The sequence below is a fragment of the Collinsella aerofaciens genome, assembly GCF_015554145.1.
GTDB lineage: Bacteria > Actinomycetota > Coriobacteriia > Coriobacteriales > Coriobacteriaceae > Collinsella > Collinsella aerofaciens_AA.
In genome coordinates, this window is sequence record NZ_JADNHZ010000001.1 from 131,899 (window position 1) to 154,519 (window position 22,621).

18 protein-coding genes are annotated in these 22,621 nt (G+C 58.0%); 7 read left to right on the plus strand and 11 right to left on the minus strand.

All coding sequences use genetic code 11. The annotated features are described in order from the left end of the window. Positions 1–12: 12 nt before the first annotated feature. A complete protein-coding gene (locus I2E13_RS00620; protein ID WP_195403883.1) occupies positions 13–1,038 on the minus strand; it encodes an aspartate-semialdehyde dehydrogenase in 1,026 nt (341 codons plus the stop codon). A 172-nt stretch (positions 1,039–1,210) separates the two neighbouring features. Beyond that, on the minus strand, positions 1,211–2,599 hold the full coding sequence (locus I2E13_RS00625; protein ID WP_195403884.1) for an aspartate kinase: 1,389 nt from the start codon (positions 2,597–2,599) through the stop codon (positions 1,211–1,213). A gap of 103 nt (positions 2,600–2,702) precedes the next feature. Here I2E13_RS00625 and thrC point away from each other — a divergent pair, with 103 nt between their 5' ends. Together thrC and thrB are read left to right on the plus strand one after the other, a co-directional pair. After that, positions 2,703–4,220 carry a threonine synthase gene (gene thrC, locus I2E13_RS00630; RefSeq protein ID WP_195403885.1) on the plus strand — a complete coding sequence of 506 codons (1,518 nt, stop codon included), beginning with the start codon at positions 2,703–2,705 and terminating at the stop codon, positions 4,218–4,220. A 203-nt stretch (positions 4,221–4,423) separates the two neighbouring features. After that, positions 4,424–5,305 (plus strand): homoserine kinase, encoded by an 882-nt coding sequence (gene thrB, locus I2E13_RS00635; protein WP_195403886.1) that lies wholly within the window; start codon positions 4,424–4,426, stop codon positions 5,303–5,305. 202 nt (positions 5,306–5,507) lie between these two features. Here thrB and I2E13_RS00640 read toward each other — a convergent pair whose 3' ends face one another. Next, on the minus strand, positions 5,508–5,750 hold the full coding sequence (locus I2E13_RS00640; protein WP_195403887.1) for a helix-turn-helix domain-containing protein: 243 nt from the start codon (positions 5,748–5,750) through the stop codon (positions 5,508–5,510). Between the two features lie 122 nt (positions 5,751–5,872). Here I2E13_RS00640 and I2E13_RS00645 point away from each other — a divergent pair, with 122 nt between their 5' ends. Further along, a complete protein-coding gene (locus I2E13_RS00645) occupies positions 5,873–6,886 on the plus strand; it encodes a hypothetical protein (RefSeq protein WP_195403888.1) in 1,014 nt (337 codons plus the stop codon). A 237-nt stretch (positions 6,887–7,123) separates the two neighbouring features. Here I2E13_RS00645 and I2E13_RS00650 read toward each other — a convergent pair whose 3' ends face one another. From I2E13_RS00650 to pflB, 8 genes are all read right to left on the minus strand, one after another. Next, the gene (locus I2E13_RS00650; protein WP_195403889.1) at positions 7,124–7,756 is read right to left on the minus strand and encodes a helix-turn-helix transcriptional regulator; all 633 of its coding nucleotides are present in this window, start codon (positions 7,754–7,756) and stop codon (positions 7,124–7,126) included. Positions 7,757–8,113: 357 nt separating this feature from the next. Beyond that, positions 8,114–8,704 (minus strand): ribosome biogenesis GTP-binding protein YihA/YsxC, encoded by a 591-nt coding sequence (gene yihA, locus I2E13_RS00655; protein ID WP_006234871.1) that lies wholly within the window; start codon positions 8,702–8,704, stop codon positions 8,114–8,116. A gap of 38 nt (positions 8,705–8,742) precedes the next feature. Next, complete coding sequence (gene mtnN, locus I2E13_RS00660) at positions 8,743–9,483, minus strand: 5'-methylthioadenosine/S-adenosylhomocysteine nucleosidase (RefSeq protein ID WP_195403890.1); 741 nt, start codon at positions 9,481–9,483, stop codon at positions 8,743–8,745. A gap of 78 nt (positions 9,484–9,561) precedes the next feature. Beyond that, positions 9,562–10,395, minus strand: coding sequence for a serine hydrolase (locus I2E13_RS00665; RefSeq protein ID WP_195403891.1), 834 nt, complete (start codon positions 10,393–10,395; stop codon positions 9,562–9,564). Positions 10,396–10,975: 580 nt separating this feature from the next. Continuing rightward, positions 10,976–11,794 (minus strand): pyruvate formate-lyase-activating protein, encoded by an 819-nt coding sequence (gene pflA, locus I2E13_RS00670; protein ID WP_195403892.1) that lies wholly within the window; start codon positions 11,792–11,794, stop codon positions 10,976–10,978. A gap of 187 nt (positions 11,795–11,981) precedes the next feature. Then, a complete protein-coding gene (locus I2E13_RS00675) occupies positions 11,982–12,836 on the minus strand; it encodes a DegV family protein (RefSeq protein ID WP_195403893.1) in 855 nt (284 codons plus the stop codon). Between the two features lie 438 nt (positions 12,837–13,274). Beyond that, the gene (gene grcA3 / locus I2E13_RS00680; RefSeq protein WP_117583521.1) at positions 13,275–13,526 is read right to left on the minus strand and encodes an autonomous glycyl radical cofactor GrcA3; all 252 of its coding nucleotides are present in this window, start codon (positions 13,524–13,526) and stop codon (positions 13,275–13,277) included. A gap of 85 nt (positions 13,527–13,611) precedes the next feature. Next, positions 13,612–15,663, minus strand: a complete 2,052-nt coding sequence (gene pflB / locus I2E13_RS00685) for a formate C-acetyltransferase (protein ID WP_195403894.1) — start codon at positions 15,661–15,663, stop codon at positions 13,612–13,614. A 550-nt stretch (positions 15,664–16,213) separates the two neighbouring features. On the opposite strand from pflB, the gene I2E13_RS00690 reads away from it, so the two are divergent. The 4 genes from I2E13_RS00690 (at position 16,214) to I2E13_RS00705 (ending at position 22,483) form a co-directional block, all read left to right on the plus strand. After that, positions 16,214–16,663: a MarR family winged helix-turn-helix transcriptional regulator gene (locus I2E13_RS00690; RefSeq protein ID WP_117821380.1), complete on the plus strand. Its 450-nt coding sequence runs from the start codon at positions 16,214–16,216 to the stop codon at positions 16,661–16,663. Then, positions 16,660–19,026 carry an ABC transporter ATP-binding protein gene (locus I2E13_RS00695; protein WP_195403895.1) on the plus strand — a complete coding sequence of 789 codons (2,367 nt, stop codon included), beginning with the start codon at positions 16,660–16,662 and terminating at the stop codon, positions 19,024–19,026. The genes I2E13_RS00690 and I2E13_RS00695 overlap by 4 nt, the downstream gene beginning before the upstream one ends. Further along, on the plus strand, positions 19,026–20,882 hold the full coding sequence (locus I2E13_RS00700) for an ABC transporter ATP-binding protein (protein ID WP_195403896.1): 1,857 nt from the start codon (positions 19,026–19,028) through the stop codon (positions 20,880–20,882). The genes I2E13_RS00695 and I2E13_RS00700 overlap by 1 nt, the downstream gene beginning before the upstream one ends. Before the next feature lie 569 nt (positions 20,883–21,451). Then, complete coding sequence (locus tag I2E13_RS00705; RefSeq protein ID WP_118258846.1) at positions 21,452–22,483, plus strand: 3-deoxy-7-phosphoheptulonate synthase; 1,032 nt, start codon at positions 21,452–21,454, stop codon at positions 22,481–22,483. The last annotated feature ends 138 nt before the right edge of the window (positions 22,484–22,621 follow it).

Genomic DNA, 22,621 nt, shown 5'->3' on the forward strand with positions numbered 1-22,621 from the left:
GGACAGGTCGCACTACTCGCAGAGCAGCTTAGCAATCTGGACGGCGTTGGTTGCCGCGCCTTTACGGATTTGGTCGCCGCAGCACCAGAAGGTGATGCCGCGCGCGGCCTCGGGGTTCGAGATGTCGCGACGCACGCGGCCGACCCAAATCAGATCCTGGTCGGACGTATCCATCGGCATGGGGAAACGGTCGTGCGCATCCTCGGCGCTCATGTCGTCAACCAGCTTGACGCCGGGAGCGGCAGCCAGCGCAGCACGGGCCTCCTCGACCGTAATATCGCACTCAAACTCGAGCGTAATGCTCTCGGAGTGCGAACGCAGCACGGGCACGCGCACGCAAGTGCAGTTCACGCGCAGCTCGGGCAGGTGCATGATCTTGCGGCCCTCGTTTTGCAGCTTCATCTCCTCGGAGGTAAAGCCCTCCTCCTTGACGCCGCCAATCTGCGGAATCAGGTTGCTCGCCAGCTGGGCGGCAAATGCACGCGGCTCGGGAATCTCCTCGCCGCGGCCCAGAGCGACCAGCTGAGCCTCGAGCTCGGCCATACCGGGAGCGCCGGCACCCGAAGCCGCCTGATACGTCGAGACGATCATGCGCTTCACGCCGGCAAGCTGATGCAGCGGCCAGGTGGGAACCAGGCCGATGATGGTCGCACAGTTGGGATTGGCGATAAGGCCGTGGTGCCACTTGATATCGTCGGCATTAATCTCGGGCACGACCAGCGGCACTTCGGGATCCATGCGGAAGGCGTGACTGTTGTCGACCACGACGGCGCCGCGCTTGACGGCCTCGGGCAGCAGCTCCTTGGCGATATCGTCGCCGGCAGCGCCGAGCACGATGTCGCAGCCCTCAAAAGCCTCGGGGCAAGCTTCCTCAATCACGATCTGCTCGCCGCAGAACTCAACGGTCTTGCCCGCAGAGCGCGCGCTCGCCAGCAGCTTGAGCTTACCGACCGGAAACTCCTGCTCGTTGAGGCACTCGAGCATCTGGGTGCCCACGGCTCCCGTCGCGCCCAAAATAGCAACCGTGTACTGTTTCATGCTTCCCCCTTTAAAGGTTTTGGCTTTTGCCCGCACGCCGAGCAGGCCGATTATTGTTGCCAGTGTATACAAGAACGGGGCGGGCACGAAACCCGCCCCGTCGAAACGAAACCGAAACGAAACGCCTCGCCGTAGATTTTTGAGACATGACCAAAAATCTACCGAGCAGTCGCTACTTTTTGAGCGCGGCCGGGGCGGGATCGGCCGGCGCGGGAGCCTCCAGGTCAGAGACCTTCACAATGCCGTTCTCGTCGGAGAAGGCGCGGTAAATGGTCCGAATCGCCAGGTCGAAGTCCTTCTCCTCGACACCGATAATGATGTTGATCTCGTCGCAGCTCTGCGAAATCATGCGCACGCTCACGCCGGCCTGGCCAAGCATGCCAAACAGATGGCCCGAGATACCCGCGCGGCCGCGCAGGTTACGGCCGACGGTCGCAATGAGCGCCAAGCCCTCGACAACCTCAATCTCGAGCGGCTCGACCTCCTGCTGAATGTCGCCCACAAGCGAGTACAGCGAATCGTGAACGTCCTGCTCCTGCACCACGGCGCCAAAGCGGTCGACGCCGGTGGGCATGTGCTCAACGGAAACGTCATAGCGCTCGAATACCGAAAGCGCGCGGCGCATAAAGCCGACACGAGGCTTGGTACGGTCGCGGGCAACGTTGATGGCGACAAAGCCACGCTTGCCGGTCACGCCGGTAATGATGGGCTCTGCCTCGCCCTCGTCAGCCGTCTCGCTAATGATGGTGCCGGGGTCCTGCGGCGCATTGGTGTTCTTGATGACCAGCGGAATACCAGCCTCGCGCACGGGGAACACAGCCTCCTCGTGCAGGACGCTTGCACCCATGTACGAAAGCTCGCGCAGCTCCTCGTAGGTAACGCGGGCAATGGGCTGAGCCTCGGGAACAATACGCGGATCGGCGGAATAGAAGCCCGAAACGTCGGTCCAGTTCTCATACAGGTCGGCACCAAGGCATTTGGCCAGGATCGAGCCGGAAATATCGCCGCCGCCACGATCGAGTAGCTTAATCTGACCCTCACGCGTCGCGCCATAGAAGCCGGGCATAACAAAGCCGCCCTGCTGACCGTACTCCTGCACCAGCTCGCAGGTACGATTCATGCTGAGCGTACCGTCGTGATGGAACGCCACGACCGTCGCGGCATCCAGGAACGGCAGGCCCAGGTACTCGGCCATCAGGCGAGCGGTGAAGTACTCGCCGCGGCTCACGAGCTCCTCGGTGGAGTAGCCGCCCGAGCGGGCGCGCTCGGCAAAGGCCGCGAACTCCTCGCGGATGGGATAGGTGAGCTCCAGCTCGTCAGCGATATCAAAATAGCGCTGCCCAATGTCCTCGAGCAGCTCCTCGCACGACACGTGGTACTTAACGTGCGCGTTAACCAGGTAGAGCAGGTCGGTCACCTTGGTGTCGCCCTTAAAGCGGCGACCGCAGGCAGAAACCACCACAAAACGGCGGGCCGGGTCGGCATCGACAATGGCCTTGATCTTCTTAAAGTGTTCGGCGTCGGCGACCGACGAGCCGCCAAACTTGGCAATTTTTATCATGGGCTTGAGGTTACCTTTCTAAAAGCCTCTGCAAACCTGTTTTGCGCGCTCTGATACCATGGTTTCACCGATTGGGACCAAGGCATCCGAGGAGCAGTGTTATATGGGAACTTATCATAGTACACGAGGACGCACTTTATCGTGCTCAAGTAAGGTGGCAATCCGTACCGGCATCGCTCCCGACGGGGGTTTGTTTGTCTCGGACGAGCTGGGCACCCAGCAACTCGATATCAGCTCGCTTGCAGATAAATCGTACTTTGAAATCGCTCAAGATGTGTTGGGAATGTTACTGAATGATTACACAGACGAAGAAATTTCGGCCTGTGTGAATGAGGCATACCACGGCACGTTTGCGAGCGAAGAGGTCACGCCGCTCGTCAAACTCGACGCCGCACCGGGCGCCGACGCCCCTCAGACCTATGTGATGGAGCTCTTTGGCGGCCCCACGAGCGCCTTTAAGGACGTCGCCTTGCAGATGCTCCCCCGCCTTATGGCCCGCACCTCTGCCAAGGACGGCGGCGCCGAGCGCATCATGATCGTCACCGCCACGTCGGGCGACACCGGCAAGGCCGCGCTCGCCGGTTTTGCCGACGCTCCGGGCACGGGCATCACCGTCTTTTATCCCGAGGGCAAGGTCAGCCGCGTCCAGAATCTGCAGATGTCCACGCAGGAGGGCGACAACGTCGCCGTCTGCGGCATCCGCGGCAACTTTGACGACGCTCAGAGCGCCGTCAAGCGCATCTTTGCCGATAAGGAGCTTGCCGAGCGTCTAGAGGCAGCCGGCACCGTGCTTTCGAGCGCCAACTCCATCAACGTCGGCCGTCTGGTGCCGCAGGTCGTCTACTACTTTGCCGCCTATGCGCAGCTGCTGCGCGCCGGCGCTATCGAGGCTGGCGACGCTGTTGAGTTCTGTGTTCCCACCGGCAACTTTGGCGATATCTTGGCCGGCTACTACGCCAAGCGCATGGGTCTGCCCGTCGCCAAGCTCGTCGTGGCGAGCGACAAGAACAACGTGCTTGCCGACTTCCTGACCACCGGCGTTTACGACCGTAACCGCCCGTTCTTCACGACCATTTCACCGTCGATGGACATCCTTATTAGCTCCAACCTGGAGCGCATGCTCTATTTCCTGTCCGACGGCGACTGCGAGCTCGTTGCCGGGCTTATGGAGCAGCTTGCCCAGACGGGTCGCTACGAGGTTCCCGCCGACCTGCTGGCCAAGATCCAGAGCGTGTTTGGCTGCGGCTGGGCCAGCGAGGACGAGGTCCGCGCCGCCATCAAGAGCTGCTGGGATGCGAACGGCTACGCGATCGACCCGCACACCGCTTGCGGCTATCACGTCTTTGAAAAGGTCGCTCCCGCCAAGGGCGCCAAGGCCCGCGTGCTGCTTTCGACCGCCAGCCCCTACAAGTTCCCGCGCGCCTGCTGCGACGCCCTGGGCCTCGACGTTCCCGAGGACGACTTTGAGGCCATGCGCGTGCTCGAGCAGGCAACCGATACGGTCGCCCCGGCACAGCTCGCCGAGCTCGAGTCCAAGCCCGTCCGTTTTGAAGACGTCTGCGACGTAGCCGACATGGCCAGCTACGTCGAGTCCGCAGCAAAACGAATGAGCACCAACTAGATCCCTTATTAAGCGCCGGCGAAAGCCGGCGCACCTTCTTTTATCAGATACCCACCGGGATGATGACGAACGCGCACAGCGTGCCTGGCTGTTTAGTTCGTCGCGAGTTCCGCACGCAAAGGAAAGCACTTAATGTGCTTTCCGTCTTGCGCAGGACTGCCCGAGCAGCGAACTAAACAGCCAGGCACGCCAGGAGGACTCACATGATCAAGATCACCGTCCCAGCAACCAGCGCCAACTTAGGCATCGGCTACGACACCCTCGGCATGGCCGTCAGCCTTTACTCGCACTTCACTTTCGAGCGCGCCGACAAGCTCACCATCACGGGCTGCCCCGAGGAGTTCCAGAACGAGAATAATCTGGTCTACGTTAGCTTTGTCGATGCACTGTCTGCATGGGGCGAGCCGGCATTCCCCGTCACCATCGACATTCAAACCGATGTACCCGTCGCTCGCGGCCTGGGATCCAGCTCCACCTGCGTCGTCGCTGGCATCATGGCCGCCGCCGCACTGACGGGCCACACCGTCGACCGCGCCGAACTCGTCCGCATTGCCACCGAGGTCGAGGGCCATCCCGATAACGTCGCCCCTGCTATCCTGGGCGGCGCCGTCTGCTCCTTTACACCGACCGATTCGCTCCCCCAGTGCCTGCGCTACGAGGTGAGCGACAAGCTTCGTTTTATTACTGTGATTCCGCCCTACGAGGTACATACGAGCGAGGCGCGCAAGGTCGTGCCGCAGGAAATTCCGCTCTCCACCGCCGTATGGCAAATGGGCCGCATCGCCGGCATGACGCGCGGCCTGGAGACCGGCGACCTTGACCTGATTGCCGCCGCCAACGACGACCGCATCCAAGAGCCGTATCGCCGTCGCCTGATTCCCGACTACAACGCCGTGCGTGACACCTGCCTTAACGGCGGCGCTAAGACCATCTGGATCAGTGGCTCGGGCTCGACCCTCATGGCTGTAACCGACGACACCATCGTGGCAAAGTTCCTGCAAGTCAAGCTGCGCGAGCAGTTCCCTAAGTGTGATACGCATATTCTGACGTGCGACACGGAGGGCGCTCAAATCGAGTACCTGTAGCGCCCTGCCTCATTGCTCTCACCGGTCCCCTTGGGGCTTCCCCTGAAAACGTCCTCGATCATGAATTGCCCCGTCGTACGCTTCGCGCGACGGGGCAATTCGATCTGCGGATTGTTTTCAGGGGAAGCCCCAAGGGGACCTGCGCAGCCTCGGCAGGATATCGCATTCGCTGATTTAATTATCGCCCGATTCGCGGCGCAATCTATTTATCTCCGCTGCTCAGAACCGCCCCAAGTCTTTGCACGAGGACTCTGACGGTAATTCCAAGTGCCTCTGCATAGGCGAACTGTTCGTAAACCCTAAGGCTGCGCTCCCCAGTCTCGACTTTCGAGATGAACGACTGAGGTACCCTCAGTTTCTTTGCGAGTTCAACCTGAGTGATACCTTGCTCTCGACGAATCTGGGAGAGGCATTTTCCGCATGTCCTATTAGCATCAACGTTCATGCCGTTTACGCTATATTCCGTTTTGTTATATCCCAAACTGGGATATATTTATGTTACTTGCCGCTTAACTTACAGCGATTGTTCACATCGGAAATCTAAACGAGAGAGGGGACTCAACAAACATGGATAATGAGACGAAAGAGCCCAACGATGAGCAAATGCACGGCGCATCATACGAACAGACGCCAGATATCGAAGGGAAACAGCTTTCTGATGGTGCTGACGATGCCCCCTCCCCTGAAGATCGGTCATCAAATGAAGATGACGTCGCATGCAAAAAAGAAGGGGGCGACTCACTTCTAACGAGAGCCATTCATAAATTAGGCGGTAAAAAACGGGCGGCTATTGCAGCTACTGCAATAGTTGCTGTCGTCTTCTGTTTGCCCACGTTATTCCCCCAATTGTTTTGCACCCACAAGCTTTGGACCAATGCGAGTTGTACAAGCCCTCGCACCTGTAAAAGTTGCGGCAAAACCGAGGGGGAACCGCTCGGACATGAATGGGAAGAAGCAACGTGCACGGTTCCGAAGACCTGTCAACGCTGTGGTAAAACCGATGGAAAACCCCTTGGGCATCAACCGGGCTCGTGGACTACCGAAGTTGACTACGTAGACGCCACCTCAAAGGAAATACGAGAATGCGAAAAATGCGGAGAGGTCGTTGACACTCGCAACGAAAAGGAAATTACTTCCTTTCTTGGCGACGGATCGTTTTCAATTTCACCTGAAGGCTTTATTGAACGACTTAACGAGGAATTCTCCGATATCCCCAATTGCAGCAGTATGAAGGCGAGTTACGAGCTAGACGATAGCGGCACGGGACTCGAGCTTCAGATAAAAAATGGCTCTACGCTTGCCGGTATTGGAGGCTTTTTCTCGGACTCGAGCAGCCAACTACTATTCAGCTATCTTGGATCCGAAAACTGCTTCAAAAACATAGTCATGTACTTCGAAAACTCCGACTATGCCGCGGCGACAGCATTGGCAACTATACAAGCAATCGATCCAACACTTTCGTTTTCAGACGCCAAGGAAGTTGGTGCTGCCTGCGTAGATACGCCAACTGTCAAAAATGGAATTACGTACGCAATCGTAGCTTCGAATGGAGAGTACTGGCTAAGCGCTCGAATTGAATAATTTTCTTTGATTACTAAATTCAGACGCCTCTTACTCGCGACATATTAAAACTCAACCCCTGGCAGCATCGTCAATCGAAAATTGCCCCGCCGAGCACTTTAGCTTGGCGGGGCATTTCAATATGAAAGCGGATTTAAATATCAACAAGGCCTGCACGCCCCAACGAGACAGCCGGCCTCGCTGCTCAAATTGCCCTTGGTGAACCACAACTTGAGCAATCAGCGGCCAGCATCTCTTTTAGGCGGCGCTGGTTTCTTTGTATTCGAAGACTGGCTCTAGGAGGTCTTCGATGTTGCAGCGTAGGGCTTTTGCTATATCCCTTACGGTTGTTACCGAGGCTTCGTTGATGTTTCTCTGGCGTTGTTCGTACATTTGGATTGAGCGGAGTGATACGCCCGATTCGTATGCCAGGTCTTGTTGGGTTTTCTTGAGCCGCTTTCTTGCTAGCGCCAGTTTGGTTTGACGAGGTGTTTTCTTCGCCATGTCGCAAATAAGACGCGTCACACGTTCCTCCGAGGCTTCGTGCCAGGGATGATACAGGTTATGCAGCACATCAAACGGAGCGACATGCAGCAGGTCTTCAAAAGACTCTCCCAGGCGCCACTGTAGATACGCCAATATCCAGCCCGTCCAGTATTCCGGTGTTTTCTCAAATCGATAGGTACGATCCGGCATCGACCCTGCTTGGTAACCGGACCTTTCGGCGATAAGCGCGAACAGCTCAACGCCCGATTTTCCCGACACTACCCATGCGTTGCCGCGTTCGAACTCGCGAGCTACGCCGCTCAGGCAAAAGAGTTCAGCAACTTCCGATCCTTCTGCTCCATAATCGTTAACGGCATAGTCAAAGCAGTCACCGAGGTTGTTCATTGCATCCTCGAGGTAGTAGACGGGGTATGTCCTACTCGGCCCACAATCCATTAACTTTTTGATCACTTAATCGACCCTCCCCGCCATTAAATCCCTGATGTAGGTGCCCTCAGAGTCGAATCCATTAATTGTGTCCAAGTACTTGCGCCGTGCGTTCTGCTCTCGCTCATAACGCTTGGGATAATACTCGGAACCCGATGCCTGCTTCCAATCACAGAATTTAATTGCCGAAAACGCACGCCCACTCATAAGCGCATATTGGATACCTAGGTCTCCTAAAAAATATCACCTCAGTGATAGTTTACCAATAACTATCCCTGAGGTGATATAGATAGGAGCTTTGGGGGGTTAACCTGATTAGAGGCAGGCCTCGGCGATGCGCTTTTTGAGTTCGTCGATGCCGGTGCCGGTCTGGGAGCTCGTGATAATAACGTTCTCGGCCGGGACGTTGAGCTGCTTTTTGATGGCTGCTGCCTGGCGGGCCTGCTGGGTGCGGCTGAGCTTGTCGGCCTTGGTGAGGCAGACGATAAAGTTGAACTCGTTGCCCTGCAGATAGTCGATCATGTCGTGATCGAGCTTGCTGGGGTCGTGACGAATGTCCACCAGCGAGACGACCAAGTTAAAGCTGCGCTCCGAGTCGAAGAAGTCGCCGATAAGCTCTGCCCAGCGGTCGCGCTCGGCCTTGGAACGACGGGCGAAACCGTAACCCGGCAGGTCCACGAAATGCACGTCGTCGGCCTCAAAGAAGTTGATGTTGCTCGTCTTGCCCGGCGTGCTGGAAACCTTGACCAGGTTCTTGCGGCCAAAAAGCTTGTTCATAATCGACGACTTGCCCACGTTGGAGCGGCCGACAAAGCTCACCTCGGGGCAGGTGGACTCGGGAATCTGGGAAACCTTGCCGTAGCTGGCAACGAACTTGGCAAGCTGGTAGTTAATGGAATCGGCCATGGACACTCCTTGGTCGTAGGTTCTTACAAAAGAGCGCGCTAATAGATAGCAGCGATACGGCGAACGATATCGAGCGTAATGCCACTCGCGGTACGGGCATACTCGAACAGGTCGAACTCGCGGTCGCAAATCGCATCGTACGCCTCGTCACAATTATCGCTGATAGCGCGCAACACCAGGCAATCGACACCATTTTTAGTTGCGACATGGGCAATCGCCGCGCCCTCCATGCCAACACAATCGGCATGCGTCGCCTCGATAGCGTCGTTGCGCATGGCGGCACCCGTCACAAAACGGTTGCCCGTGGCAATCGTGCCGACCAGGAACTGCTTGGTGCCCTCGTTCGAAGCGGCTGCATTTGTCGAAGCATCGACAAAGCCACGCTCAGCAAGCACATCGGCAGCAATATCTACCAGCGCAGGCGTCGAGCCAAACTCCTCGAGCCCCGGTGCAGACTCGGCGATAAGCGCGGTATCGGTATCCAGATAGCGCAGGCGTTTGCCAATGACCACGTCGTCGATATGGAGCTTGGGGTTCAAACCGCCCGCAATGCCCGAAAACACAACAGCCTGCGGAGCATACTTGCTAATGAGGTGCTGTGTTGCAGCGGCGGCGTTCACCGTGCCCATGCCCGCCGTTGTGGCGACAACTGTCAGGCCGTCGAGCCCGCCGGTCACAACGTTCAAGCCCGCCTCCTGTACCATGCAAACGTTACTCAACTCTTCCTTAATCTGCATGATCTCTTTTTCGAGCGCACCGATAATCGCGATGGTAGCCATGCCATTCCCCAAACCTATTCGAAATTCTCAACCACGGTATGGTACCAGCATTTTGTTTGCCAACGCCAAACGAACACGCTAAGCCAGTGCAGCTCGGGTATCATAGAGCGCCTTGGCGATGGTGGCCACGACCTCGCTCGAACGGTCACTCCATGGCATCGATGTCATGATGCTCATAATGTAGGTGTCGCCGTCGACATCGATGAGGCCCGCATCGCATGTCGCATTGCAACCTGCCTCGCTAATCCAGCCGGCCTTGTTGCGCACCAAGGCTTGGTCGTCCGCAATGCCGTCACGAATAAACGATTGGGTCGTAGAGGCCAGAAGACCCGACAGCCATTGCGACGTCTCGGTATCACAGCTCAAATACTCGCTCATCTCGCGCCACAACTTGGCCGAGGTGCGCGCGCAATAGGTTGGGAAATCGCTCATCGGATCGAGTGCGGTATCGTAATCGATGCCAAGACCGACAATCCAATCCTCGTAACCGACACGGTCAAACGCCGCGCGTAACGCAATAAACGAATCGTTGTCCGAATTAACGACCGCGGCCTCGATCAGGTCGCGCACCGTCTGCCAGCCCATGTTGTAGCCACCATAGGTGCCAAGGGAATCATCGAGTGAGGCCCGGCCCGTCTCGACCAGAGATTCGCAGATGAACAACGCATAGAGTGCCTTGTAGCTACTCGCACCGTACACCTCGGCGTCCGCGTTATACGTCACGCCCTTGCCGCTCGACAGATCGTAAAACACCACGCCCACATCGCCCAATTCCTGGGCCTGATCAAGGGCATCTTGGAGCGCGGCGAGGCTCTCATCCTCCAGGGCGGGGATCTGGTCTTCAGCCAGTGAGAAGGTCTGCACGGTATCGCCTGAGGGAATATCGTTAAAGTCCGCCTTCGAAAGCCTCATCTTGAGGCTCGCTGTCGACAGGGTTTGACTTGCGGTGGCTTTAGATTCAGAGACCTTTTTGTTTTGCATCTGTACCGTTGACGCATCTGGGTGCGCCATTCGCTCCGACGCGTAGGTTTTGGCGGTAATTCCGAGGATAATAACCGCCAACGTTAGCATCCCAATGGCGGCAATCTTCACCCCGCGGATGCGAGCGTCTGCAAGGCCACGCGAAGACGTGCCCTTCGTCTCATATCTGCTGCCATGTTGCGGCACATACCCGTCCCGCGATGCGCCCTTTCGCACGTGGTCTCCTGACTGCTACCATTCATATACGAGCAGCATAATACCGAGCAGGCATTTCTTACCGAAGACATTCAGTCGCGTTTAAGGTGTCTATAAACAAAATACAGGCGTATCTATGCAAAAACACCGATTCTGTTGCGCATCTCCGCCCAAAACGCAGCTGCGGTGAAATAGTTCCTGTTTGGGCGGTATTAGCCGATAAACAAGAACTATTCCACCGCAACTTGACGGGGCTCTTTAGCAATCAACTAGGTGCCCGGGGGCACTCATTTAAGTCTGTCCCCAATGAGTGCTGCTAGCCGATGGCGTTTTTGAGTTCCGCGCGACGCTTTTTCATGCCCGTCATGACTGCGTTGCGCAGCTCGGGCATGCGCGCGGTATCCATCTGAGGCACGCCCTCGAGCTTATAGGGGATCCCCAGCTGCTCATATTTGACGATACCCATGGTGTGATACGGCAGCATCTCCAGACCGACCACGTTATGCCACGGGGCAATCAGGCGGCCGAGCGCCTCACACTCCTCCACCGTGTCGGTAATGCCCGGCACCACCACGTGGCGAATAACAACCTTAATCTTGCGACGGGCAAGCTCATCGCCAAACGCCAGGATGCGCGCAGGATCGCAACCGGTCAGCTTTTTATGCTCAACCGGATCGGCATGCTTGATGTCGAGCAGCACCATATCGGTCTCGTTGAGAACAGCATCGAACTTCTCCGGATGCTTGGGATCAAATGCATAGCCACAGCTGTCTAGGCAGGTGTGTACGCGGCCATCGGGGTTGTTGTGCATCACGCGGAACAGGTCGGCCAAAAACTCGGGCTGCAGGAGCGGTTCACCGCCCGAAACGGTAATGCCGCCGCTACGGTAGAACTCATGGTTGCTCTGGAACTCGTCCATGAGATGCTCGACGGTCACCATCGTGCCGCCGTTAACAGACCAGGTATCGGGATTGTGGCAATACGCGCAGCGCATGGGACAGCCCTGAACAAACACCACAAAGCGGATGCCGGGTCCGTCGACCGTTCCCATCGTCTCGATCGAATGCACGCGACCCAGGGCATACGCAGAGTCCTCGGGATGAGCATCCACACCCTCAAGCGTCATCTCAGCCATTCCCGCAACCTTGCCTCTCTTTGGTTTTTGTCAATTAAAATGCCAGAGCCATTCTAGCCCATACGCCTGATGGCGAAACGGTTTAGCGGTCAATTTGATCGTCCTATTTGACTCCACGCAAAAGCAGCGGGAAGGTTGTCACAACCCGCTCGCCGCCGAAGCAATAGAAATCGATAGACGCCAGGCCCTACGCCTTAAGCGTAAGCACCGCGCCAAAGGCGGTCGGGCCGCAGTGGCTCGAGATGACGCCGCCGACCTGAGTCCAGGTAACGTCCTTAAAGCCCAGGTCGTGCGCATAGACTTCCATATCGTCGCGCAGCTCCTCGGAAAGGCCCACCGAATACGCCAAGCCAATGTGCGAATAGTCGATCTCGCCCTTCTCAACCATGTGATCGATAAAGGCGCGGGCGCACTTGAGCATAGAGCCGCGGAACTTCTTGGTGGCCACGAACTTGCCACCCGTCACCTCAATGCAGGGCTTAATCTTGAGCAGATGGGCGCCTAAGAACGCGACGTTGGACAAGCGACCGCCCGCCTTAAGGAAGGCAAGGTCGGTAGGAACAAAGCCCAGCAGCACGCGGTCCATGACGGAATTGGTGAAGGCGAAAATCTCGTCGACGGTGGCATCGGGGTGAGCCTCGATGTATTTGGCGGTCTCGACGACAACTAGCGACTGGCCCACCGAGACAAAGCGCGTATCCATGGAGAAGACGTAGTCGCGGCCCTTTGCCGCAATCTTCGACGACTGATGCGAGCAGGTCGTAACCTCGGAATACGCAAGATGCAAAATGGTCGCATCGGGCCGCTCGGCGTGGATGCGGTCGTACACATGCGCAAAATCCGCCGGCGAGCAACCGCTGGTCTTGGGCATCACACCAAACTCGTTGCAGCGAGAGTAAATCTCAAGCGGGTCGATCGATCCGTCTTCGACGGTCTCGTCACCAATCGTGACATGCATGGGCACGCGCACGATGCCATAGCGCTCGCAGAGCTCCGGCGTCACATCCGAACCAGACTCAACCACGATTACGTACTTGCCCATTATCATCACAACCCATCTCGACGTTGGCTTTTGAATATGTGACGCACGTCCGCCGTCCTGCTGCAGAACGGCCTCCAAGCGCCAAAGAGACGCCGCCCCTTGCACACAACAAAGGACAGCGTCTCCCTGGAAAACTCCGTGCTTATCTGAGATTCTACACGGTTTATTAAGGAGTGTTGCTTATTCCGCAAACGGTAGCTATACGCGATAAACGGTAGCAAGCAAGAATCCAGAACGCTCAACCCATTAGGAGAGTTCCGCCTAAAGGGTGGCTACACAGGACCCCGCCGGGGCTGCTTGGGCTATCTCCCAAAATATTCCGCAGGACGCAAGAAGCCCTCGCCGCACGAAGTGCGCAGCGAGGGTTTCTTGCATGTCCGAGGACGTTTTGGGAGGTAACCCAAACAGCCCCGGCGATCCTGCGGGAGTTAAATCCCTTTAGAACTTGTCGTGGAAGGTACGCGAAATGACCTCGTCCTGCTGCTCCTTGGTGAGCGTGTGGAAGTTCACGGCATAGCCGGAAACGCGGATGGTCAGCTGCGGGTACTTCTCGGGGTGAGCCTGAGCGTCGAGCAGCGTCTCACGGTTGAAGACGTTGATGTTCAGGTGGTGGCCACCCTTCTCGGCGTAAGCGTCGAGCATGTGGACCAGGTTATCGGCCTGAGTCTCGGAAACTTCAGAAACCTTCATAATGTGTCTCCTTCGATCAATAGGCGCCGGCCGAAACCGGCGCACTAATCAGTAATCGTTATTGTTAGTATAGCACCAACAATAGTTACTCGCCCAGCTGATCAAGGTCGATATCGCCAAAGAACACCTGATCCTCCTTGCCGAGCGCACTCGGAATGATGGAGAAGGTGTTGGAGATGCCGTCCTGAGCATCGCGGAACGGGAGCTTGGAAACCGAAGACAGCGAAGCGATGGCGCCGTGGCTATCGCGCTTGTGCATGGGGTTAGCACCCGGGGCGAACGGCTGGCCAGCCTTGCGGCCGTCGGGCGTGGAGCCGGTCTTCTTACCGTACACGACGTTGGAGGTAATGGTCAGAACCGAGGTCGTGGGCACGGAGTTGCGGTAGGTGTCGTTCATGCGGATGTACTCCATGAACTGGTGCACAACGTCGTGAGCGATCTGGTCGACGCGGTCGTCGTCGTTACCGTACTTGGGGAAATCGCCCTCGGTCTCGAAGTCGACGATAATGCCGTTCTCGTCACGGACGGGGTGGACCTTGGCGTACTTGATGGCAGACAGGGAGTCAGCCACGACGGAAAGGCCAGCGATACCCGTAGCGAACCAGCGATGCACGTGCTTGTCGTGCAGAGCCATCTGGATGCGCTCGTAGCAATACTTGTCGTGCATGTAGTGAATGATGTTCAGCGAGTTAACGTACACGCCAGCGAGCCACTTCATCATGTCGTTGTACTTGGCCACAACGTCGTCGTAATCGAGCGTATCGCCCTCGACGGCGCGATACTTGGGGCCGACCTGCTTCTTGGAGACCTCGTCAACACCGCCGTTGAGTGCATACAGCAGGCACTTGGCCAGGTTGGCACGGGCGCCGAAGAACTGCATCTCCTTGCCAATGCGCATGGAGGACACGCAGCAGGCAATGCCGTAGTCGTCGCCGTGGTAAACGCGCATGAGATCGTCGTTCTCGTACTGGATCGAGGAGCTGGCGACAGAAGTCTTGGCGCAGAACTTCTTGAAGTTCTCGGGCAGACGGGTCGACCACAGAACGGTCATGTTGGGCTCGGGGCTGGTGCCCATGTTCTCGAGCGTGTGCAGGTAGCGGTAGCTCATCTTGGTAACGAGCGTACGGCCGTCAACACCCATGCCGCCGATGGACTCGGTGACCCACTGCGGATCGCCGGTAAACAGGGCCTGGTACTCGGGGGTACGGGCAAACTTGACCATGCGGAGCTTCATGATGAAGTGATCCACGAACTCCTGGATCTGCTCCTCAGTGAAGGTACCGTTGGCAAGGTCGCGCTCAGCGTAGATGTCGATGAACGTGGAGGTACGGCCGATGGACATAGCGGCGCCGTTCTGCTCCTTGACGGCAGCGAGGTAGGCGAAGTACATCCACTGGATGGCCTCCTGCGTGTTGGTAGCAGGGTTGGAAATATCGAAACCATAGGTCTCGGCCATCATCTTGAGCTCGCCGAGGGCACGAATCTGCTCCTGCAGCTCCTCACGATCGCGGATGTTGTCGGCGGTCATGACCGTCGGGGTGGAAGCCTTCTGGGCCTCCTTGTCCTTGATCAGGTAGTCGACGCCGTACAGGGCAACACGACGGTAGTCGCCGATGATGCGGCCGCGGCCATAGCCATCGGGCAGACCGGTGATGATGTGAGCCGAGCGGCAAGCACGCATTTCGGGGGTGTAGACATCGAAGACGCCAGCGTTGTGGGTCTTGCGCTCGAAGGTGTAGCGCTCGACAACGCTCTCGTCGACCTTGTAGCCGTGCTGGCTGGCAGCCTGGCAAGCGATGCGGATACCACCGTTGACGTGCAGCGCGCGCTTGAGCGGCTTGTCGGTCTGGAGGCCGACGATGGTCTCCTTCTCGCGGTGGGCGTTATCGATGTAGCCAGCGGGGTGGCTCACGATACCCGTGACAGTCTTGGTGTCCATATCGAGGACACCGCCCTGCTCGCGCTCCTTGAGCAGCAGGTCGAGAACCTCGCCCCACAGCTCCTTGGTACGCTCGGTCGGACCGGCGAGGAACGACTCGTCGCCCTCATAGGGGGTGTAGTTCTTCTGGATGAAGTCTCGGACGTCAACTTCTCCCGTCCAGATGCCTTCCTTGAAGCCTTCCCATGCCTCCTGCATTGTGTAACCACGCTCCTAGTTACGTGTAATGCGGCGCTCTCTCACACCGCTGCTTATTGAATTCTTGAATTATCGGCTTGCACTACCGGCTTCTTCCGTTCTTCACCACACGTTGGTACAGGGAAAAACGTTTGTCCACCTTGGAACTGCAACCCAAAACCCAAGATTTCACCCGTTTGAGAAGGATAACATAGCCACCCCCTTCATCAGGGCTGTTATATGTTTCTTTTTTTATACCATTAGGGCGTTTTTAACAAATCCGCAGGAAATGCGAGCGCGAGCAACTACCGTTCACCGATTTGTTTGGTATTTTTCCTTGCCTTTGTACGACGTTCGCTCTAGCTGTTATGCCAGCTTTAGCAGAGTAAAGTGCCTCTGAGTAGGCTTTGGGACATGCCTTACGATCTACCCCTTACTTTGCTGATACCGACGGTGTACGGAGGTCGCCTAAAGGTTGTTTTCTAGGCATGACCCAAAATCTACCGTATAGGGTGCGCGTGCAAGGGTATCATCTTTCACCGAAAATAGTTTCTAGTGTTAGGGGTTTTCGGTGGAAGATACCGATTTCCATGAGCTTGGACGTCAGCTCCTTACTGAGTTTGGCGGCATTCACCAGCGCGTTTCGCGCTTTGTGGACAAAGTTCTCAGCGGCGAGATGGCCGTCATGCGCGCCCTCATGCTCGCTGGCGGTTCGCTCACGCCGAGCGAACTCGCTGATCGTGCCTGGGTCTCGAGCGCCCGCATCGCCAATATCTTGCGCGCCCTCGAGGCCAAGGGTTGGATTGAGCGCGAGCATTCAAAGACCGACCGTCGTCGCGTACACGTCATAGTGACCGACAAGGGATTCCAGGATCTCGAAATCAAACGCCGGGAATTCGAGGAGCGCACCGCGGCTTTCCTCGAGCAGCTCGGCGAAACAGATACCCAAGAGATGGTGCGCCTTCTAAGACGTGCCAACGAAATTATCGACCGCAATCAAGAAAGGAGAGATGCCGAGTGAGGATTCTCAAGCTCTTTAAAAAGCATGTCCTGGCACTGTTCGCAGCTATCGTACTTATCGTAATCAGCTGCAACGCCGACCTGGCGCTGCCTACCTATATGAGCGACATCGTCGACGTGGGCGTGCAGCAAGGCGGCATTGCCTCGCCCGTGCCCGACACCATTCGCGCCGAATCGCTCGACGACCTCGAACTCTTTATGCGCGCCAAGGACGCCAAAGCTGTGGAGGCCGTGTTTGGCAAGGCAGACAAGAACGGCATTCGAACGTACAAGGGCACCGAGGAAGAGCGTGCCGACGGCAGCAAGATTGCCGACATTATGAGCCTGCCTGAGACCGTCGTGCTCGCCTTCAACCAGGGCATCGACGCCGACTCCATGGGCGACATGACCGGCACGTCCAGCGAGAAAGACAGCGACGCCGCTCAGGCCATGCCCACGCCCGAGCAAATGGCGGCGATGACGCCCGAGCAGCTCGCCGAGATGCAGCAGAAGGCCGCAGCGGCGCAGAATATGCAAAAGCAGATTGATGCCGACGGCGGTAAGATCACCATGAAGGGTCTGCGTCTAGGCGTTGAAGGCGGCCTAATCGACCAGGGCAAGCTCGTCGAGGGCGCCAACGATATGGCGGACAAAATGGGCTCCATGTCGGGCTCCATCGTGACCCAACGCGCCGTGAGCTATGTACAGGACGAGTACAAGGCACAGGGCATCGACCCCGCCGACGTGCAGAACGCCTACCTGGGCCGCATGGCGACCACGATGTTTGGGCTGTGTCTGGTGTCGCTGGTCGCCACCATCCTGACCGGTGCCGTTGCTTCGCGCACTGCCTGCTCCATCGCCCGCGACCTGCGCCGCGAGACCTTCAACAAGGTTATGCACTTCTCGCCGGCCGAGGTGGGCAAGTTTAGCCAGGCCTCGCTCATCACCCGCTGCACCAATGACATTCAGCAGATCCAGATGGCCGCAACCCTGTTTATCCGCATGTGTCTGATGGCCCCCGTCATGGGCATCGTCGCCGTCATGCGCGTCCTGGCCAACCATACCGGCCTGGAGTGGACCATCGCCGTTGCCATCATCGCGGTCTCGGCCGTCGTCGGCGTGCTCATGGGCCTCACCATGCCCAAGTTCAAAAAGATGCAAAGTTACGTGGACCGCGTGAACCTTACCGCCCGCGAGCTGCTCGACGGCCTTATGCCTATCCGCTCGTTCAACCGCGAGGAGCATGAGCTCGAGCGTTTTGACAAGGCTTCGCTCGACCTGATGACCACGCAGCTCTACACCAACCGAGCCATGAGCTTTATGATGCCGCTCATGATGCTGGTCATGAACTGCATCACCGTGCTTATCGTCTGGTTTGGCGCGCAGGGCGTGTCCGACGGCGTGATGCAGGTCGGCAACATGATGGCGTTTATCTCCTACACCATGCAGATCGTCATGGCGTTTATGATCCTCACCATGGTTTCGGTCATCCTGCCCCGCGCCGAGGTCGCAGCCGAGCGCGTAGAAGAGGTCATCACTTGTCCCACGAGCATCAACGACCCTGCCTCGCCCAAACTGCCTGCGACCAGCGCGCCGCGCGGTGAGCTGTGCTTCCGCGACGTGAGCTTCCAGTATCCCGATGCCCGCGCCGATGTCATCAGCGGCGTGAACTTCACCACGCATGCCGGTCAGATGCTCGGCATCATTGGCTCCACGGGCTCGGGCAAATCTACGCTCGTGCAGCTGATCCCGCGCTTATACGACGTCACGGGCGGCAGCATTTCGCTCGACGGCATCGACGTGCGCGACATGACCCTTTCCGAGCTGCGCGGCCGCATTGGATACATCCCGCAGCAGGGGCGTCTGTTCTCGGGCACCGTCGAGAGCAACCTCAAGTTTGCCGGCGACATGGTGAGCGACGAGGACATGCACCGGGCGGCACGCATCGCACAGGCCGAGGACTTTATCGCCGAGCGCGAGGGCGGCTACAACTCCCCCATCAGCCAGGGCGGTTCCAATGTCTCGGGCGGTCAGCGCCAGCGTCTGGCCATCGCCCGCGCCTTGGCAAAAAAGCCCGAGGTTGTGGTGTTCGATGACTCGTTTAGCGCCCTCGACTACAAGACCGACGCGCGCCTGCGCGAAGAGCTGGCCAAAAACGTTACCGACGCCGCACTCGTGGTCGTGGCCCAGCGCATCGCGACCATCATGCACGCCGATCAAATCATCGTGCTCGACGACGGCCACGTGGTGGGCACCGGCACGCACGAGGAGCTGCTGCGCAGCTGCCCGGCGTACCTGGAGATCGCACAGTCGCAGCTTTCCGCCGAGGAGCTGGGGCTTACCCAAGAAGAAATTGCAGCCGTCATGGAAGGAGGCGAGCGCTAATGGCAGACGAGACCAAGACTCAGATTCCCAAGCCCACCCGCCAGCGTGGTCCCATGGGCCGCATGGGCGGCATGCGTCGCGGCGAAAAGGCCAAGGACTTTAAGGGCACCATGAGGCAGCTGCTCGGCTATATCGGCCAGCACAAGATTGCCGTGTTTGCCGCCGTCGCCTTTGCCGTGTGCTCGGTCATCTTTAACATTGTGGGGCCCAAAGTACTTGGCCAGGTTACGACCAAGCTGTTCGAGGGCCTGGTTGCCAAGGTAAACGGTACCGGCGACGTTGACTTTGCCTGGATCGCCAAGACGCTTGGCTTTTTGCTCTGCCTGTATCTGGCAAGCTCTATTTGCAGCCTCATCCAAGGCTGGCTTATGACCGGCGTCACGCAAAAGATTTGCTACCGCATGCGCAAGGAGATCGCCGCCAAGATCGCTGTCGTTCCGATGAGCTACTTCAACGGCCACAGCAAGGGCGACGTGCTCAGCCGCATCACCAACGACGTCGATACGCTCGGCCAGTCGCTCAACCAAAGCGTGACGCAGCTCATCACGTCGGTAACGCAGATTATCGGCGTACTCGTCATGATGCTGTCGATCAGTCTGCCGCTCACCGGCGTCACCGTGCTCACGCTGCCGGCAGCCGCGATTATCCTGACCGTAATGATTCACTTCTCGCAGCCGTACTTCCGCGAGCAGCAGCAGGTCCTGGGCACCGTCAACGGCATTATCGAGGAGGACTTTGCCGGCCAGAACGTCATTCAGGTGTTCGACCGCGCCGAGGCCTCGATCGAGGAGTTCGACCGTCAAAACGACCGCCTCTTTATTAGCGGCTGGCGTTCGCAATTCCTGTCGGGCCTGATGATGCCGCTTATGAGCCTGGTGGGCAACATGGGCTACGTGGGCGTCGTCGTGGTGGGCGCGCAGCTCGCGCTGACCGGCAATGCCACGCCCGGCGACATCCAGAGCTTTATCCAGTACGTGCGCAACTTTACGCAGCCGGTGCAGCAGCTGGGCAACGTGAGCAACACGATGCAGTCGATGGCAGCCGCCACCGAGCGCGTCTTTGAGTTCCTAGCCGCGCCCGAGGAGGAGCAGAAGGCCAACGCGCAGATTCCCGAAAAGCGCCCCGGCCACGTGGAGTTTGACCATGTCAAGTTTGGCTACACGCCCGACAAGACCATCATCCACGACTTTAGCTGCGAGGCGCAGCCCGGCCAGACCATCGCCATCGTCGGGCCCACCGGCGCCGGCAAGACCACGCTCATTAAGCTGCTGCAGCGCTTTTACGACGTGGACGGCGGTTCGCTGCGCGTCGAAGGCGTCGACGTGCGCGACTGGGACCGCGCGGCGCTGCGCGGCGAGTTTGCCATGGTGCTGCAGGACACCTGGCTGTTTAACGGCACCATCCGCGAGAACATCCTCTACGGACGCCCCGATGCGACCGACGCCGAGGTCGAGGCCGCTGCACGCGCCGCACGCTGCGACCACTTTATCCATACGCTCGCCGGCGGCTACGACTTTATGATCAATGAGGAGGGCACCAACCTCTCACAGGGCCAGCGCCAACTCGTGACCATCGCCCGCGCCATTTTGGCCGACCGTCCGGCGCTGATTTTGGACGAGGCGACTTCCAACGTCGATACCCGTACCGAAGAGCTTATTCAGCGCGCCATGGATGCGCTGATGCAGGGCCGCACGAGCTTTGTCATCGCGCATCGCCTGTCCACGATCCGCAACGCCGACGTGATCTTGGTGATTCGCGACGGCGACATCGTCGAGAAGGGCACGCACGACGAGTTGCTCGCCCAAGGCGGCTTCTACGCCGACCTGTACAATTCGCAGTTCGACGAAGCGGCGTAAATTCTGCCGCAGGGAACGAATAACGCCCGAGAACGGGGACGCAGGACAATCTGCGTCCCCGTTTTTGTTTTGCAGCCCTCGAACCGCCTCCCCTGGGACCTGATTGACGCCCTCCCTCAAGGCCCCGTGGACAAAAAATGGCAAATATGAGTACTGTCACCTTTTTAGTAACAGCCAAAACTGCCCCAAACGACCTCATTGCAGCCTAGATATGCCTTCAAATTGATCAAAATGCCCGGTAGCATGCTTCTGTGTGCCAACGTTAATGAACATATTTACTGTTGTGTCTATTATCTTGTAAGATCGATATGATACTACGCTAGCAACAGTACTCATATTTGCCATTTTTTGTCCACAGGGTATGCCGCAGAAGATCCAACTTGCTCCAGCGTGCCGTACGTTGGCCCTCCCCTTCCGGCGAGCGCCGACATTTCCCCAGATAAAACCGACCAAAATAAACCCGTCCCTTTTCGGCAAGTTTCACTTGCACTTTAGCGTGCGACAGCGGATAATGCCGAGCATTCGAGAATTCGCCAATTGTTGCCGTTAATTGATAAAGGAGGCCCCATATGGCCATGGAATTCAAGCGCAGGCTGCCGATCCCCATGGAGATCCGCGAGGAAATGCCGCTTTCCGCCGAGCTTACCGCCAAAAAGCAGGCATTCGACGCCGAGGTCGCCAAGGTCTTTACCGGCGAGGACGCACGCAAGGTGCTCATCATCGGCCCGTGCTCTGCCGACCGCGAGGACTCGGTGCTTGAGTACATGAACCGACTGGCCAAGGTCGCCGAAGAGGTCAAGGACAAGCTCATCATCATTCCGCGTGTCTACACCAACAAGCCGCGCACCAAGGGCACCGGCTACAAGGGGCTGCTGCACAACCCCGACCCCGAGGCGCCCGATGACCTGCTTGAAGGCGTTAAGGCCATCCGCCACATGCACCTGCGCGTCATCGAGGAGACTGGCTTCTTTACCGCCGACGAGATGCTCTACCCGTCCAACTACCAGTACCTCGTCGACCTGCTGAGCTACGTCGCCGTGGGCGCGCGCTCGGTCGAGAACCAGGAGCATCGTCTGGTGTCGAGCGGCATTTCGGTGCCTGTGGGCATGAAAAACCCCACCGCCGGTTCCACCACCGTTATGCTCAACTCCATCTACGCCGCCCAGGCACATCAGAGCTTTATCTTCCGCAACTGGGAGGTCGAGTGCGACGGCAACCCGCTCGCGCACGCCGTTATGCGTGGCTACATCGGTCTCGACGGTCGTACCTACCCCAATTACCACTACGAGCACCTGGAGCGCCTGGCCGAGCGCTACACCGAGCATGCCGGTTACGCCAACCCGGCGGCGGTCATCGACTGCAACCACGACAACTCGGGCAAGCGCCCGCTGGAGCAGTACCGCATTTGCAAGGAGGTGCTCGACAGTTGCCGCCGCAACGAGTCCATCTCCAAGCTGGTCAAGGGCTTTATGATCGAGTCTTACCTTGAGGACGGCAACCAGCCGGTCGATGGCGGTGTCTTTGGTAAGTCGATCACCGACCCGTGCCTGGGCTGGGAAAAGACCGATTACCTCATCCACGAGATCGCAGAGCGGATCTAGGTTACGCGGTTTTACCAAACCGCGTAACGGCTCGACGCTGCGCGCCGCCCAGGGCGACAATTTGTCATTCAAAAGGCAAGGCATGACCAGAAGGTCTATGCCTTGCCTTTTTCATGCCAACTTGTTCGCCCTGGACGT